The organism is Massilia sp. S19_KUP03_FR1 (assembly GCF_036688685.1).
Lineage (GTDB): Bacteria > Pseudomonadota > Gammaproteobacteria > Burkholderiales > Burkholderiaceae_D > JALYUM01.
On the sequence record NZ_JAQQPS010000044.1, the window covers coordinates 1 to 15,055 of the forward strand.

Here is a 15,055-nt window from a genome sequence, read left to right on the forward strand (position 1 = left end):
GGAGTGGTAGTTCAGTTGGTTAGAATGCCGGCCTGTCACGTCGGAGGTCGCGGGTTCGAGTCCCGTCCGCTCCGCCAGCATAAAGTAAAAAAGAAAAGGCGAACGAGAGTTCGCCTTTTTTTTCAATCGTTTTTCCCAAAGATAGAATTGGCTGACCATGTTTGAATACATCCGCAAGCACCAGCGCCTGATGCAGATTTTGCTGGCGATTATCATCGTGCCGTCATTCGTCCTGGTCGGTGTGTCCAGCTACGACAGCGGCGGCAGTGCTGCCACGGGCGTGGCCACCGTGGCCGGCAAGCAGATCACCCAGCAGGAATGGGACGAGGCGCAGCGTCGCCAGATCGACCAGGCCAGGTCCCAGATGGGCGCGCAGTTCGACCAGAAGCAGTTTGACACCCCGCAAGCCAAGCAAGCCGTGCTGGAGCAACTGGTGGCCGAGCGCACGCTGCAAAACGCCATCACCGAGAAACACCTGGCGGTTTCCGACGCGGCCATCCGCAAGCAGATCGAAGCCATTCCGCAGTTCAGGAAAGCCGACGGCACCTTCGACCTGCCGATGTACACGGCAGCACTGGCCGCGCAGGGCATGACGCCGACCATGTTCGACGCCGACCTGCGCCGCCAGATGGCGCTGCAGCAGCTGACCGGCTCGATCCAGGCCACCGCCATCGTGCCGCGCAGCGTCACGACGCGCCTGTCCGACCTGCGCGACCAGACCCGCGACGTGCAGGAACTGCTGTTTCCGGTGGCTGATTTCGTCAGCAAGGTGCAAGTCACCGACGCCATGGTGAAAGCCTTCTATGACAAGAACACAGCGATGTTCATGGTCCCGGAACACATCAAGGCCGAATACATCGTGTTCAATGCCGACGCGGTCGCGCGCCAGGTGACCGTCAGCGACGCCGAGATCGCCGAAGCCTACGCCAAGAACCCGGCCCGTTTTGCCACTGCTGAAGAGCGCGCTGTCAGCCACATCCTGGTGAACAGCCCGAAAAGTGCAAGCCCTGCCGATGCGGCGACCGCCAAGGTCAATGCCAGCGCGATCCTGGCCGAGGTACGCAAGTCGCCAGCCGAGTTCGCCAACATCGCCAAAGCCAAATCGCAGGACACCGGTTCGGCTGAAATGGGTGGCGAGCTGGGCAGCTTCCAGAAGGGCGTCAAGAGCGACCTGCCGGCAGCCGTCGACGCGGCCGTCTTCGCACTCAAGGAAGGTGAAGCGAGCGAGCTGGTGCAGTCCGAGTACGGTTTCCACATCATCAAGGTCACCTCGGTCAAGCCAGCCACGCAAAAAACGCTGGCCCAGGCCCATGACGCGATTGGCGCCGAGTTGAAAACGGCGAAGATGTCGAAGAAATACTCGGAACTGGCCGAGCAGTTTGCAAATACCGTGGAAGAGCAGTCGGACAGCCTGAAACCGGCTGCCGATAAACTGGGCCTGAAGATCGAAACCATCGAAAATCTGGGCCGCACGCCGAGCCCGCAGTTCGGCACGGCGCCGTTCAACAACGCAAAGTTCCTGTCCGCGCTGTTTGCGCAGGACACGCTCAAGAACAAGCGCAATACCCTGGCCGTGGAAGCGGCGCCGTCGACCTTGATCGCCGGCCGCGTGGTCGACTACAAGCCGGCCGCCAAGCGTCCACTGGCTGAAGTTGATGCCGCCATCCGCCAGCGCGTGACGACCGAAGAAGCGATGCGCCTGGCGCGCGCTGCCGGCGAAGCGAAAATGGCCGCGGCCAAGGCTGCCGGCGACGCCGCCGGCTTCGGTCCGGTCCAGGTACTGACCCGCACTGCGCAACCGACCATCAATCCGGTGGCAGCCATGGCCGTGCTGAAAGCGGATACGTCCAAACTGCCGGCCTACGTCGGTGTCGATGTGCCGGGCCAGGGCTACGGCGTGTACCGCATCGCCAAGGTCGCGCAAGTGGGCACGCCGGATCCGGCGCGCCGTGCGCAGGAAGCCGAGCAGATCACGGGCGCCGCGGCGCAGCAGGATATGTACGCATTCCTGCAGGCCTTGAAGGAAAAGGCCAAGTCGAAGGTCACGGCCAAGCCGGTCGATGCCAGCCGCACCGAGTAAATCGGTGCAGGCGTAAAAAAGCCAGGTCGCGCAAGCTGACCTGGCTTTTTTTTATCCTGATGCCGGCTTATGCGGGATGCAGCGCGCGCGCCGCTGCCATGAAATCGGCCGCGCCGATATCGCCCAGCTCCACCACCCGCGCATCCTTGAATTGCGCGAAATTGCGGTCGATCGATTTGACATACGCCGGATCGTAATGCTCGACCAATAATTCGTCGACCAGCGTCGCCATCTGGCCACTGTTGGCCATGGCGTGCCAGGCCGCGATCTTGGCCCGCCCGTGCAGCAGCACCAGGTGCTCCAGCTGCGCATTCAGAGACGACGGGTCGGCCACAAAATGGCTGTAATCCTGGGTCAGCAGGCGTACCCGGTTCGGCCGCGACAAGGCCAGCGAGATGCAGGGCGATGCTCGCATCGCCACCATCACGGCCTCGGGCACGCGCAGGTTGCCGACCTTTTTGCTTTCCGACTCGACGAACACGGGCAGGGCAGGATCGAAACTGCGCAGCTTGTTCCAGATGCGGCTCTCGAACATCTTCTGCGATGGCTGCGGCTCGCTCGGCAGATTGCCCAGCACCGAGCCGCGGTGCGCAGCCAGCTGTTCCAGGTCGAGCACCTGCGCCCCGATCGTGTCGAGGGTTTCCAGTAACCTGCTCTTGCCACTGCCGGTGGTGCCGCACACCACGCGCCAGTCGAGCGCAGGCGGGGTTTCCAGCGCCGCGCTGACATGCGCGCGGTAGGCCTTGTAGCCGCCCTCGAGCTGGATCACCGGCCAGCCGATCCGGGCCAGGATGTGCACCATCGAGCCGCTGCGGTTGCCGCCGCGCCAGCAGTACACCAGGGGACGCCAGTCACGCGGCTTGTCGTGCCACAGCGTCTCGATATGGCGCGCGATATTGTGCGCCACGATGGGCGCGCCGATCTTTTTCGCCTCGAAGGCGTTGACCTGTTTATAGGTCGTACCCACCAGGATGCGCTGGGAGTCGTCCAGCACCGGGCAGTTGATGGCGCCGGGCAGGTGGTCGAGCGCGAATTCGGATTCGCTGCGCGCGTCGATGATGGCGTCGAATTCGCCCAGTGTCGGCAGGAGGGTGTCGAAAGTCAGTACTGCCGGATATTTCATCGCTGTTTGATCAATGCAGAAAAAGTGGGCCAGATGTTGGCCAGGATGGTAGGGTGCGCCGTGGCCAGCGGGTGCAAGCGGTCGGGCTGGAACATCGCCGCCTCCTGCGCCACGCCTTCGAGCATGAATGGCACCAGCGGCGCTTTCAGTTCGGTCGATACTTCCTTGTACATGCCAAAGAATTTGTCGGTATAGGCGCGGCCGTAATTGGGCGGCATGCGCATCCCGACCAGCATGACGCGCGCGTTCTGTTTCTGCGCCAGCGTCACCATGCTGCGCAGGTTCGCTTCGGCGGCTGCCACCGGCAAGCCGCGCAGGCCGTCGTTGGCGCCCAGTTCGATGACCACCACTTCCGGTTTGTGCTGGGTGAGCAGGGCAGGCAGGCGGGTCAGGCCGCCGCTGGTGGTCTCGCCGCTGACGCTGGCGTTGATAATGGCCGCGTCGATCTTCTGGGCCTTGAGTTTTTGGTCCAGCAAGGCAACCCAACCGGTGCCGCGCGCCAGCCCGTATTCGGCTGACAGGCTATCGCCCAACACCAGCACGGTTTTTGGTGCAGAATAAGCGCTTGCCGAGGCGGCCAGCATCAGCAGGCCGGCGAGGACTGATTTTTTCACATTGACGATGAGACTGGCTTGCATGCGTGATATTCCCGAGGCGAACGTTGTTCAACAAACTGCAGCACCTGTACAGCCTGCGATTGCCGCGCTGGGACTGACCAAGCGCGTGGCGGATGCCAGCGGCGAACTGACCATCCTGCACAGTGTCGATTTTACAGTGCAAGCGGCCGAGACGCTTGCCCTTGTGGGTGCGTCCGGCTCGGGCAAGTCCACCTTGCTGGGCCTGCTGGCCGGACTGGACACCCCGTCCGATGGCAAGGTACTGCTGGGCGGCGTCGATATCTACGCGCTCGACGAAGACGGCCGCGCCAGGTTGCGCAAGGAAAAGCTCGGCTTCGTGTTTCAGTCCTTCCAGTTGCTGGGCCATTTGACGGCGCTCGAAAACGTCATGCTGCCACTCGAATTGCGCGGCGACGCCAATGCACGCGGGCGCGCCACCGAGATGCTCGGCAGGGTTGGGCTGTCAAGCAGACTGAAGCACTATCCGAAGTTCATGTCCGGCGGCGAGCAGCAGCGCGTCGCCCTGGCGCGCGCCTTCGTCACCGAGCCCCCCTTGCTGTTTGCCGACGAGCCCACCGGCAGCCTCGACGCCGCCACCGGCGAAGCGGTGATCCAGCTGATGTTTGAACTCAATCGAGAACGGGGCTCGACGCTGGTCCTGGTCACGCACGACACCTCGATTGCCGCGCGCTGTGGCCGCACGCTGACCATCGCCGCCGGACGCCTGCTGGTTTAAACCAGGCTGTTGAGTACGGCCCGGATCGCTGCCGGCAGTTCGCCGGCCGTCAGGCCAATCGGCCCGCTGCCTTGCCCGACCAGACGGTCGGCGGCCGCGCCATGGATCCACACCGCGCCCAGCGCCGCCGGCCAGGCGTCCCAGCCCTGGGCCAGCAGGGTGCCGCTCAAACCCGACAGCACGTCGCCGGCGCCACCCGTGGCCAGGCCGGCATTGCCGGTCGGGTTGATCGCAATCCGGCCATCCGGCTGCGCGATGACCGTCCCCGAACCTTTTAATACAACCACCGCCCCGCAGCGCGCCGCCAGTTCGCGCGCAGCAGCCAGGCGGTCGGCCTGCACCACCTTCGCCGTCACGCCGAGCAGGCGCGCCGCCTCGAGCGGGTGCGGGGTCAGGATCGCCATGCGCGTGCGCGTGCGCACGGCGTCCTGAAGACCCGGCTCCGCTGCGAGTGCATTGAGCGCATCGGCATCGAGCACCAGCGGAGAGTCGCTGGCGATCGCCCTGGCCAGCAGGCCGCGCGCGCCATCCCCCATGCCAGGGCCGACCACCAGCGTGCGGCCGGCCAGCGCGAAACTGGCAGCGGCGCGGAACATGATCTCGGGATGCATGGCATCCAACGAAAGGCGCGTGTCGAGCGCTGCGACAAACACCCGGCCGGCGCCGCTGTACAGGGCTGCGCGCGCGGCCAGGATCGCCGCGCCGGCCATGCCGTCGGCGCCGCCGATGATGGCGACGTCGCCGAATTCTCCCTTGTGCGAATTCTGGCGCCGCGGCGCCAGCTGCGCACCGAAGGCGGCCGGCGTCACCAGCTCGGCATCAGGCACCGGCAGCAGCGCCGGGTCGATATCGAGACTGGCGACGCGCACGATGCCGGCGTAATCGCGACCGTCGCCGGTGTGCAGGCCGGGCTTGTCGCCGATGAAGGTGATCGTGTGGCTGGCGCGCACGGCGCCGTCGACGACCGTGCCGGTATCGCCGTCGAGCCCGCTGGGCACGTCGAGCGCGAGGACCGGGCAGGTGAACGGCGGCAGCGCCAGCGTGATCGCGCGCGTCACGCCAATGCCGAACAGGCCGTCGACCACCAGTGCCCAGGGCACGCCCGCGGGAACCGCGTCCACGAACGTCACGCCCTCCATCTGGCAGCGTTCCAGCGCGGCCGCCGTGCCGGACGATTGGGTCGCGCCCGCGCGGTGCAGGACAGTCACGGCCACGCCAGCGTCGCGCAGATTGGCCGCGACCTCGAGCGCGTCGCCGCCATTGTTGCCGGGACCGGCCAGTACCAGCACCGGCAGCACCTCGCTGATCAGTTCAAGCGCCCATTGCGCCGCGGCGGCGCCGGCGCGCTGCATCAGGGCGCCGGAGGGCAGGCTTGCCAGCGCCGCGTGTTCGATCGCGCGGATCTGGGTCACGCTGTAGAGCGGATGGTGCATATCGTTCTCCGTATCAGGCCGGCACGCTTACAATAAGCGCACCATCAATGCGGAGAATATACATGGACTGGCAGTTCTGGATCGATCGCGGCGGCACCTTCACCGATATCGTCGCGCGCCGCCCCGACGGGACGCTGGCCACGCACAAGCTGTTGTCCGAGAACCCGGAGCAGTATGCCGACGCCGCGCTTGCCGGCATCGGCCACCTGCTGGCCGGCAGCAACGCTGCCATCGGCGCCGTCAAGATGGGCACCACGGTCGCCACCAACGCCCTGCTGGAGAGGAAAGGCGAGCCGACGGCGCTGGCGATCACGCGCGGTTTTCACGATGCGCTGCGCATCGCCTACCAGAACCGGCCGCGCCTGTTCGACCGCCACATCGTGTTGCCCGAGCTGCTGTACCGCAGCGCCATCGAAATCGATGAGCGCATCGGCGCGCATGGTGACGTCATCACGGCGATTGATGAGGTGGCGACGCGCGCGGCGCTGCAGCAGGCATACGACAGCGGCCTGCGCGCGCTCGCCATCGTCTTCATGCACGGCTACCGCTATACGCAACACGAGGCGGTGGCCGAGCGCATCGCGCGCGAGATCGGTTTTACGCAGATCTCGGTCTCGCACAAGGTCAGCCCGCTGATGAAGCTGGTGGCGCGCGGCGACACGACGGTCGTCGATGCCTACCTGTCGCCGATCCTGCGCCGCTACGTCGACCAGGTCGCGCAGGCGCTGCCCGGCGTGAACCTGCAGTTCATGCAATCGAACGGCGGCCTGACCGATGCGCGCGCCTTCCAGGGCAAGGACAGCATCCTGTCCGGCCCGGCCGGCGGCATCGTCGGCATGGTGCGCGCCAGCCAGCTGGCCGGCTTCGACAAGGTGATCGGCTTCGACATGGGCGGCACCTCCACCGACGTCTCGCACTTCGCCGGCCAGTTCGAGCGCGTCTTCGAGACCCAGGTAGCTGGGGTGCGCATGCGCGCGCCGATGATGAGCATTCACACGGTGGCCGCCGGCGGTGGCTCGATTTTGCACTTCGACGGTAGCCGCTACCGCGTGGGGCCGGACAGCGCCGGCGCCAATCCGGGCCCGGCCAGTTATCGGCGCGGCGGACCTTTGACGGTCACCGACTGCAACGTCATGCTCGGCAAAGTCCAGCCGCGCCATTTTCCGCAGCTGTTCGGCGCCAGCGGCGCCGAGGCACTGGATGCCGACATCGTGCGCGAAAAATTCAGGGCGCTGAGCGACGAAATCGGCGCCGCCAGCGGTGCCGTCCGCAGCCCGGAACAAGTGGCGGCCGGCTATCTGGCCATCGCGGTCGGGAACATGGCCAACGCCATCAAGCAGATCTCGGTGCAGCGCGGCCACGACGTCACCGGCTATGCGCTCACCAGTTTCGGGGGCGCCGGCGGCCAGCATGCCTGCCTGGTGGCCGACGCACTGGGCATGAAAACCATCTTCATTCACACGCTGGCCGGCGTGCTGTCGGCCTACGGCATGGGCCTGGCCGACCAGAGTGCGATGCGCGAGGAGGCTGTTGAACGCAAGCTGGACGGCTTCGGGCAGGGACAACTGGCGGCGCGCCTGGCGGCCCTCGGCGCCAGTGCCACCGCCTCACTCCAGGCGCAGGGCGTCGCGCCAGACCGGATCGAACTCTTGCGCCGCGTGCACCTGCGCTACGAAGGCACCGATTCGGCGCTGCTGGTCGGTTTTGACACCGCCACGTCGATGCTGGCCCAGTTTGAAGCGGCCTACAAACGCAGGTTCTCGTTTTTGATGCCGGCACGCGCGCTGATCGTCGAAGCGATTTCGGTGGAGGCGCTGGGGCGCTCCGACGCACCGGCCGAAGTGGCAACGGAATTGGCAACATCGTCAGCCAGCGGTGACGCGGTGCCGCTCGAAACTGTGCCGATGTTCGTCGACGGCGCGTGGTCCGACGTGCCGCTGTTCGTGCGCGCAACGCTCGCGCCCGGTGCCGTGGTCAGCGGCCCCGCCATCCTGGCCGAGGCGAATGCGACTACCGTCATCGAAGCAGGCTGGCAGGCGCGCGTCACCCCGTATTTGCACCTGGTCCTGACCCGCATTGCCGCCTTGCCGGAACGGCGCGCCATCGGCACCACGGCAGACCCGGTGATGCTGGAGATTTTCAATAATCTGTTCATGTCGATCGCCGAGCAAATGGGCCTGCGCCTGCAGAACACGGCGCACTCGGTGAATATCAAGGAACGGCTCGATTTCAGCTGCGCGATCTTCGACGCGGCTGGTTCGCTGGTGGCCAACGCACCGCATATGCCGGTGCACCTGGGCTCGATGGGAGAAAGCATCAAGGCCGTCATGACGGCCAATGCGGGCGCCATGCGGCCGGGCGACGTGTTCATGCTGAATGACCCCTACCACGGCGGTACGCACCTGCCCGATGTCACCGTGATCTCGCCGGTGTTCGATGCGGCGGGCGACGTCATCCTGTTTTATGTCGGCTCGCGCGGCCACCATGCCGACATCGGCGGCACCACGCCCGGCTCGATGCCGCCCGATTCCACGGTGATCGAAGACGAGGGTGTGCTGATCACCAATTTCAAGGTGGTCGACGGCGCCAATGGCCTGTTACGCGAGCAGGAAACGCGCGCGCTTCTGGCCGGTGCGCGCCACCCCGCGCGCAATCCCGACCAGAACCTGGCCGACCTGCGCGCGCAGGTGGCGGCCAACCAGAAGGGCGTCGACGAACTGCATAACATGGTGGCGCAATTCGGCCTCGACGTGGTGCAAGCCTACATGGGACATGTGCAGGACAACGCCGAGGAAGCCGTGCGGCGCGTGATCGCCACGCTCAACGACGGCAGCTACCACCTGGCGCTCGACAATGGCGCGCATATCGACGTGGCGGTCACGATCGACCGCACCAGGCGCAGCGCCACCATCGACTTTACGGGAACGTCAAGCCAGCTCGCCAACAACTTCAATGCCCCATCGGCGGTCTGCATGGCGGCGGTGCTGTATGTGTTCCGCACGCTGGTCGACGACGACATTCCGCTCAACGCAGGCTGTCTGAAACCGATCAAGGTCATCATCCCGCCCGGTTCGATGCTCAATCCGCGCTACCCGGCGTCGGTCGTGTCGGGCAATGTCGAGACATCGACCTGCATCACGAATGCGCTGTATGGCGCCTTGCAGGTGATGGCGGCGGCGCAGGGGACGATGAATAACTTCACCTTCGGCAATGCCCGCTACCAGTATTACGAGACGATTTCCGGCGGCTCCGGGGCGGGCGAAGGCTTCGACGGGACCGACGTGGTGCAGACAAACATGACCAACTCGCGCCTGACCGATCCGGAAATCCTGGAATTCCGCTTTCCCGTGCGGCTCGACAGTTACGCGATCCGCGCCGGCTCGGGCGGGGCGGGGCGCTGGCACGGCGGCAGCGGGGCGGTGCGGCGCGTGCGCTTTCTGGAACCGATGACGGCGGCGATTTTGTCGAACAACCGGATCGTGCCGCCGTTCGGCATGGCGGGCGGACAGGCCGGTGCGCTCGGGTTGAACTACGTCGAGCGCGCCGACGGTACCGTGCAAACGTTGGGCCACATCGGCAAGGTGCAGATGGGCGCGGGCGATGTGTTCGTGGTGGTAACGCCGGGTGGTGGGGGCTTCGGTGCGCGCGAGGGCGAGATATAACTGCGCGCGTCTGAAAACGGCCGTGCTCGCATTCGGCGCCGTTTTGGGCGCGAATGAAAGCAAATCAGCGGGCGGCGCGCTCACGCTATCTGCAAATGCGCTTGCAATCGTCGGTGCCGGCTCGCATTCCATCCTGGCTTGCTCGCGCTAATTGCACGATCGACATCGTCGCGTTTGAAGCTGGACAAGCGGGTGACGATGTCGCGAAAGTGCTGTACCAACCCGTGTCAGACATGAACATTGTCTCGCATAGGTTGATACCAGGCTCCGCAACAAATGTGACAGTCCGCCAGGCATGTAGGACGGAAATCGTCCGCATTGGCGCTTATGCTGCGCGGGATGCCTGCTTGCGCCGCAACGGCAGACAAGAGTGACTGGCACGTATTTCAGGAGATAGACATGGCAACCGATCCATCCGACATGCAACGCAGGGTATTGCTTCAAGTCGCCGCAGGGATGGCGACAATGGGCCCGCCAGGCTTGGGCAGTGCGAGCGCGACGCCACAGAAACCGGTGGCGACGGGCAAGGCCGGCGATTTCGATTTCCTGTCGGGACACTGGCACATCAAGCATCGCCAGCGGAAGGATGGCAAGTGGGATCTGTTCGACGGCGAAGCCACAGTATTTGGCATTCTTGGCGGCATCGCCAGTGTGGAAGAATTGCGCATTCCTTCCCGCAACTTCAGTGGCATGGGCGTCAGGCTGCTCGATGTCGAGCGCAAGCTGTGGGCCGATTATTGGGTCAACCGCAAGAGTGGCGTACTCAATCCCCCTTCCTGGGGCAGCTTTGCGGAAGGCGTGGGAACCTGGTGCAGCGACGAAGTCGATGGCGCCATGCCGGTCATTGTGCGCGGCGTGTGGGATCAAATTACCCCGGATGCATGTCGCTGGTACCAGGCAACGTCGCGTGACAATGGCAGCACTTGGGAAGAAAACTGGATCATGCACTGGCAGCGCGCTTAGGGGCCCAGGCAGTCCAGCAGCAATGCCGCGTGGCGCGCCAGCGCGTCGCGCAACGCAGCCGGCTCCTGTACCGCAAACGTGCATGGCAAGCGCGCCATCTCGCGTGCCATCCAGTCCAGGTCGTCCACCTGGCTGTGCAGCATGGTGCCGCCTGCGACGGGTTCGAGCAGGCCGAGCGTGGTAAAAATGGCCGCGCGCGCGCTCTCTGCATCTGTATGCAAGAGTACCTTGACCGTGTGTACGCGCGCCATGCTGGTGATGGCCGCTGTCAGGTACGCCATGGCATCGAACCCGGCGGGCCTGCCGAAACTGGCCGGCAGCACCGCCACTGCTTGTATCCGGTCGAGCCGGAATGAGCGCGTCTCCTTGCGCAAATGGCAGTAAGCGACCAGATACCATTTGCCGCCCAGATAAGCGAGCCCGTACGGGTCAACATCGCGTTGCGTTGGCACCTTTTGCGGCGTCAGGTAGCCAAGGTGCACGCGCTGCCGGGTATGCGCTACCGCGCTCAGCGTGGCCAGCACATCGGCGTTGCCCGATGCGCTGGCACGGGCGATGTCAAGGCTCACCGTGTCACTGACGGCCCTCATGCGCCGCCGCAGATTTTCCGGCATCACGCGCTCGAGCTTGGTCAAGGCACTGGTCCCGGCAGGGGCGGCCGTGTCCAGCCCCAGGCTGCGTGAGGCCACCAGGCCCAGCGCCAAGGCCAGCGCCTCGTCATTGGTAAACATCATCGGCGGCAGCTTGAAACCGTGCATCAGGCGATAGCCGCCATCACGCCCGCGTTGCGCCAGCACCGGAACGCCAAGCGCTTCAAGCACCACGATATAGCGGCGCAGCGTGCGCGGTTCGACCTCCAGCCTGGCGGCCAGCGCGGTACCGCTCATCAGGCCGTGAGTCTGCAGCAGTTCGAGTAGCGCCAGCACGCGTGTAGTGGGATTGCCCATGCCACATGATACGGCTAAATAGGACCATTTTAGACCTGTATCCACCTTACAGTCGCGCTATCGTTCAACTTTCAAGGAAGATCATGTACTTGGCAAGGTTTGCGCTGTCAGCGCTGACGGGGCCGGCCGTAGCGGCTGACCATGGCGCTCGCATTCCAGCGCCCGATGCTGGCCGTCGGAGGCTCGCATGAGCCAGTCGGCACATCTGTGGCTGTATTTCCTGGTCATCTCGGGGGTCATCATGTTGCCCGGCATGGACATGGCTTTCGTGATGGGCAGCAGTGTGAGCGTTGGCCGCCCGGTCGGCCTGGCGGCGGTTGCCGGCATCGTGGCCGGTGGCGCCTGCCACTTGCTCATTGCCGCTACCGGCATCAGCGCCTTGCTGATGCTGGTGCCAGCCGCGCTGGTGGTCATGCTGCTGGCCGGTGCCGGCTACATCGGCTGGATCGGATGGCGCATGCTGCGCGCGCGCGGCGCCGACGCCCTGGCCATCGCCAGCGGCGCGCGTACGCCGGTCCACGGGTTTTTCGGCGCCATTGCTACCTCTTTGCTCAATCCCAAGGCGTATATTTTCATGCTCGCCATCTTTCCACAATTTGTCCAGGCCAGCCGAGGATCGGTGTGGGCGCAGGCTGGCGTGCTGGGCCTGATCACGGCAAGCACCCAAATCGCGGTGTACGGCGCCCTGGCCTTGCTGGCGGGGCGGGCGCAGGCGCTGCTTGCTGCGCGCCCGGCCCCCGGTGCATGGATGGCCAAAGCGGTGGGCCTGGTGTTGATCGGGGCAGCCGCGCTGACGCTCTACAGCGGCTTCACCGGCTTGCCATGGCGTCCTGGCGTCGCTGGCGCCTGATCAACCCGCGCTGTTCCTTGCTTTGCCCTGATCCTTGGGTGGGACGGAAGGTTGGCCCATGGTGGGACGCCCCCCGCTGGCACGACTGTGTGTGTCTGCTCGATAGCTTGACCGGCCGGGGCCGGATGGGCAATGTTATCGCTGACGGGAGGCACTGCCGGCGGTGATTCACATGATTCAAATTTAAGCCGGTGTAGCCGGTGCTTGGGCGTCCATCAGCAACTTGGATTTGAACGTCGACACCAGCACGCAGCAGAGACAGCTGGCGTTCATCCTGTTCGGGTCTACCGCACAATTGAAGCGTAAGAACAGGTTGGAGCGACAGAAGGTGGGGACCGCCGCTACCAATGAAGAGAGCAAACACAAAGAGGCCACGCCCTCCTGCCTATGGCATATGCGCCAAGGTAAGAGAGACGGAATTGATAGTGGAGCATTGATCGGTAGCGCGATCAGTGTGTTCAAGGGTTGATAGCTTATCAAATGCTCTCCATGGCCCGATCATACGTTTTTGAACGTAGAGGATCATCATGGAACAGCACATCAACAAGATTGCCTTGGTTACAGGTGCAAACAAAGGCATTGGAATGGATATCGCGCGTCAACTTGGCACCAACGGTGTCACTGTCATCGTCGGCGCACGCGATGCCGGACGCGGCCAGGCAGCTGCCGATCTGCTGCGCGGCGAAAATCTGGACGCCCACTTCGTCCAGCTCGATGTCACGGACGCGGCCAGTATCACGCTAGCGGCGTTGACAATCCAAGCGCAGCACGGCCGCCTGGATATTCTCGTCAACAACGCCGGTATCAATGATTTTGGAGACGGTGCGCCCAGCGGCGCTTCCATCGATGCCGCGCGACGCCTGTTCGAAACAAATTTTTTTGGTGCGCTTGCGGTAACACAGGCAATGCTGCCTTTGTTGCAGGTGGCACAGGGCGCCCGGATCGTCAACATGTCGAGCAGTCTCGGCTCGATGGCCGTCAATAGTGACCCGGCCAACCGCTATTACAAGGCGCGCCTGATCGGCTACAACGCTTCAAAAGCCGCGTTGAACATGCTTACAGTTCAGCTGGCTGAAGAGTTGCGCGGCACGGGGATTGTCGTCAATGCAGCCTGTCCAGGGTACGTAAGCACGGATTTAAACGGACATACTGGTTATCTGTCGACCGACGAAGCAGCAAAGGTTCCGGTGCGCCTCGCCTTGCTCGCGGATGACCAGGTTAATGGCAAACTCGTTGATGCGTGTGGGGCTGTGGCCTGGTAATCAACCAGCCGTCCGTGCTTCGGCCACCAGATCAACGAATGCGCGTAGTGGCGCAGTCATGCGCCGACTGGGGAAGTACAGCTGTGGACCGTCGAACTGGGTCCACCAGTCCTGCAAGACAGGCACCAATTTGCCGGTCGCGAAATCCGCATCGAGCCAGTTCTTGAACGTGCATACCAAGCCATGTCCGGCGGCGGCCAAGGCGATGGCCGCCGCCGCCGCGTCGACGCCCACCACCAGCCGGCCAACTGGATCGAGCGTTATTGTCTCTTCACCGTTAGTAAAGCTCCACGCTGTCAGGGCGCCGCTCGAAAAGCGCATGCGCACGCAGTCGTGCTGCAGCAACTGGCTCGGATGTGCGGGAACACCTCGTTGCAAGAGATATGCCGGTGCAGCTGCCAGCGCGAGTTGTTGGAATGCCGGGCCGATCGATACCGCGATCATGTCCTGCGCGAGGTGCTCGCCGTAGCGTATACCGGCGTCGCAGCAAGCCGCTGTAATATCGACGAGGCGGTCTTCCACCTCGATCTCGACCCGCACCGCCGGATGGCGCAACATATACAGGTCGATCAGCGGCGGCAGGATGTCAACCATAACCGCACCAGTTACATTGAGTTTAAGCCGTCCCCTTACTTCTTTCCCGGGTAGAGTCAAATCGTTTAGCGCAGCACGGGTCTCGGCGAACAGCGGCGCGATGCGCTCGGCCAATACCCGCCCCGGTTCGGTCAGCATCACGCTGCGCGTCGTGCGCGCTAGTAACGGCACGCCCAATTGCGTCTCAATGCGCGTGATGGTTTCGCTGACGCGCGATGGGGATAGTCCTAGCTGGCGCGCGGCGGAACGAAAACCGCCTGTGGTGCAAACCGCCAGGAAGATCGTCAAGTCATCAAAAGACGGGTCAGAATTGTTCGCCATATAGATCAGTTTAATCGATGGTATGACATTGGCGTTGAAATTCGTGCGAGTCAGCAGCTGTCATTGAACCCGACTGCCGGGTTCGGCCAGGACATGGGCACACGCAGAGAGGAACGCCATTTTCTGCTGCTAGAACCGGGCGGTATGCCTGCATCTTAACGGCTGCCCAGGTTTGCTTTAGGGGCGGAACCGGCCAGGGGTCGTGACGATCAGGTTGCCAACGCGAAGCTATCAAGACAATTTTCGTGTCTTAACGTTTCAAAAAGCGAGCCATTTCAGGTATTCAGACGCCATGCCGTTGGGGGCCGCACGCTCCTTAGCGATGCCTGAAAGTCTGTATATGGACTCCTCCTCGTTTGCAAACAATCCGTATTCTGGCTGTGAGGTACGACTGCTCACGTATATCCGGTCTCTTGCTGCTACACCTGTGCCAGGTGTTGGACCCTGATGGGCTATTCGCGCGCTAA

At 63.9% G+C, this 15,055-nt stretch carries 11 protein-coding genes and 1 tRNA gene; 7 read left to right on the plus strand and 5 right to left on the minus strand.

What is annotated here, in order from left to right; translation table 11 throughout:
* Positions 1-77: transfer RNA gene (locus V6M87_RS26560), tRNA-Asp, on the plus strand.
* An 80-nt stretch (positions 78-157) separates the two neighbouring features.
* Entirely contained in the window at positions 158-2,080 is a 1,923-nt protein-coding gene (locus tag V6M87_RS26565) for a SurA N-terminal domain-containing protein (RefSeq protein WP_332879685.1), read from the plus strand.
* A gap of 67 nt (positions 2,081-2,147) precedes the next feature.
* On the opposite strand, the gene mnmH is transcribed toward V6M87_RS26565, so the two are convergent.
* Both mnmH and V6M87_RS26575 read right to left on the minus strand, forming a co-directional pair.
* A complete protein-coding gene (gene mnmH, locus V6M87_RS26570; RefSeq protein WP_332879686.1) occupies positions 2,148-3,203 on the minus strand; it encodes a tRNA 2-selenouridine(34) synthase MnmH in 1,056 nt (351 codons plus the stop codon).
* Positions 3,200-3,841 carry an arylesterase gene (locus V6M87_RS26575; RefSeq protein WP_332879687.1) on the minus strand — a complete coding sequence of 214 codons (642 nt, stop codon included), beginning with the start codon at positions 3,839-3,841 and terminating at the stop codon, positions 3,200-3,202. Before V6M87_RS26575 ends, mnmH begins: the two co-directional genes overlap by 4 nt.
* Between V6M87_RS26575 and V6M87_RS26580 the strand changes: the two genes are divergently transcribed.
* Entirely contained in the window at positions 3,840-4,556 is a 717-nt protein-coding gene (locus V6M87_RS26580) for an ABC transporter ATP-binding protein (protein WP_332879688.1), read from the plus strand. The two genes, V6M87_RS26575 and V6M87_RS26580, sit on opposite strands and share 2 nt — an antisense overlap.
* Here the strand turns inward: V6M87_RS26580 and V6M87_RS26585 are convergent.
* The gene (locus V6M87_RS26585; protein ID WP_332879689.1) at positions 4,553-5,989 is read right to left on the minus strand and encodes an NAD(P)H-hydrate dehydratase; all 1,437 of its coding nucleotides are present in this window, start codon (positions 5,987-5,989) and stop codon (positions 4,553-4,555) included. The two genes, V6M87_RS26580 and V6M87_RS26585, sit on opposite strands and share 4 nt — an antisense overlap.
* A 62-nt stretch (positions 5,990-6,051) precedes the next feature.
* Between V6M87_RS26585 and V6M87_RS26590 the strand changes: the two genes are divergently transcribed.
* The gene (locus V6M87_RS26590) at positions 6,052-9,651 is read left to right on the plus strand and encodes a hydantoinase B/oxoprolinase family protein (protein ID WP_332879690.1); all 3,600 of its coding nucleotides are present in this window, start codon (positions 6,052-6,054) and stop codon (positions 9,649-9,651) included.
* 399 nt (positions 9,652-10,050) lie between these two features.
* Positions 10,051-10,614 carry a hypothetical protein gene (locus V6M87_RS26595; RefSeq protein WP_332879691.1) on the plus strand — a complete coding sequence of 188 codons (564 nt, stop codon included), beginning with the start codon at positions 10,051-10,053 and terminating at the stop codon, positions 10,612-10,614.
* On the opposite strand, the gene V6M87_RS26600 is transcribed toward V6M87_RS26595, so the two are convergent.
* The gene (locus V6M87_RS26600) at positions 10,611-11,561 is read right to left on the minus strand and encodes a helix-turn-helix transcriptional regulator (protein WP_332879692.1); all 951 of its coding nucleotides are present in this window, start codon (positions 11,559-11,561) and stop codon (positions 10,611-10,613) included. The two genes, V6M87_RS26595 and V6M87_RS26600, sit on opposite strands and share 4 nt — an antisense overlap.
* A gap of 187 nt (positions 11,562-11,748) precedes the next feature.
* Here V6M87_RS26600 and V6M87_RS26605 point away from each other — a divergent pair, with 187 nt between their 5' ends.
* Both V6M87_RS26605 and V6M87_RS26610 read left to right on the plus strand, forming a co-directional pair.
* Positions 11,749-12,411 (plus strand): LysE family translocator, encoded by a 663-nt coding sequence (locus V6M87_RS26605; protein WP_332879693.1) that lies wholly within the window; start codon positions 11,749-11,751, stop codon positions 12,409-12,411.
* Positions 12,412-12,938: 527 nt separating this feature from the next.
* Positions 12,939-13,673, plus strand: a complete 735-nt coding sequence (locus V6M87_RS26610; protein WP_332879694.1) for an SDR family oxidoreductase — start codon at positions 12,939-12,941, stop codon at positions 13,671-13,673.
* Here V6M87_RS26610 and V6M87_RS26615 read toward each other — a convergent pair whose 3' ends face one another.
* Positions 13,674-14,588, minus strand: coding sequence for a LysR family transcriptional regulator (locus tag V6M87_RS26615; RefSeq protein ID WP_332879695.1), 915 nt, complete (start codon positions 14,586-14,588; stop codon positions 13,674-13,676).
* Positions 14,589-15,055: the final 467 nt, after the last annotated feature.

What these genes read in the sequence shown, in the direction of transcription:
- V6M87_RS26565 (WP_332879685.1), top strand. Translation starts at nt 158, where the DNA reads ATGTTTGAATACATCCGCAAGCACCAGCGCCTGATGCAGATTTTGCTG.
- mnmH (WP_332879686.1), bottom strand. Translation starts at nt 3,203, where the DNA reads ATGAAATATCCGGCAGTACTGACTTTCGACACCCTCCTGCCGACACTG.
- V6M87_RS26580 (WP_332879688.1), top strand. Translation starts at nt 3,840, where the DNA reads ATGCGTGATATTCCCGAGGCGAACGTTGTTCAACAAACTGCAGCACCT.
- V6M87_RS26575 (WP_332879687.1), bottom strand. Translation starts at nt 3,841, where the DNA reads ATGCAAGCCAGTCTCATCGTCAATGTGAAAAAATCAGTCCTCGCCGGC.
- V6M87_RS26585 (WP_332879689.1), bottom strand. Translation starts at nt 5,989, where the DNA reads ATGCACCATCCGCTCTACAGCGTGACCCAGATCCGCGCGATCGAACAC.
- V6M87_RS26590 (WP_332879690.1), top strand. Translation starts at nt 6,052, where the DNA reads ATGGACTGGCAGTTCTGGATCGATCGCGGCGGCACCTTCACCGATATC.
- V6M87_RS26595 (WP_332879691.1), top strand. Translation starts at nt 10,051, where the DNA reads ATGGCAACCGATCCATCCGACATGCAACGCAGGGTATTGCTTCAAGTC.
- V6M87_RS26600 (WP_332879692.1), bottom strand. Translation starts at nt 11,561, where the DNA reads ATGGGCAATCCCACTACACGCGTGCTGGCGCTACTCGAACTGCTGCAG.
- V6M87_RS26605 (WP_332879693.1), top strand. Translation starts at nt 11,749, where the DNA reads ATGAGCCAGTCGGCACATCTGTGGCTGTATTTCCTGGTCATCTCGGGG.
- V6M87_RS26610 (WP_332879694.1), top strand. Translation starts at nt 12,939, where the DNA reads ATGGAACAGCACATCAACAAGATTGCCTTGGTTACAGGTGCAAACAAA.
- V6M87_RS26615 (WP_332879695.1), bottom strand. Translation starts at nt 14,588, where the DNA reads ATGGCGAACAATTCTGACCCGTCTTTTGATGACTTGACGATCTTCCTG.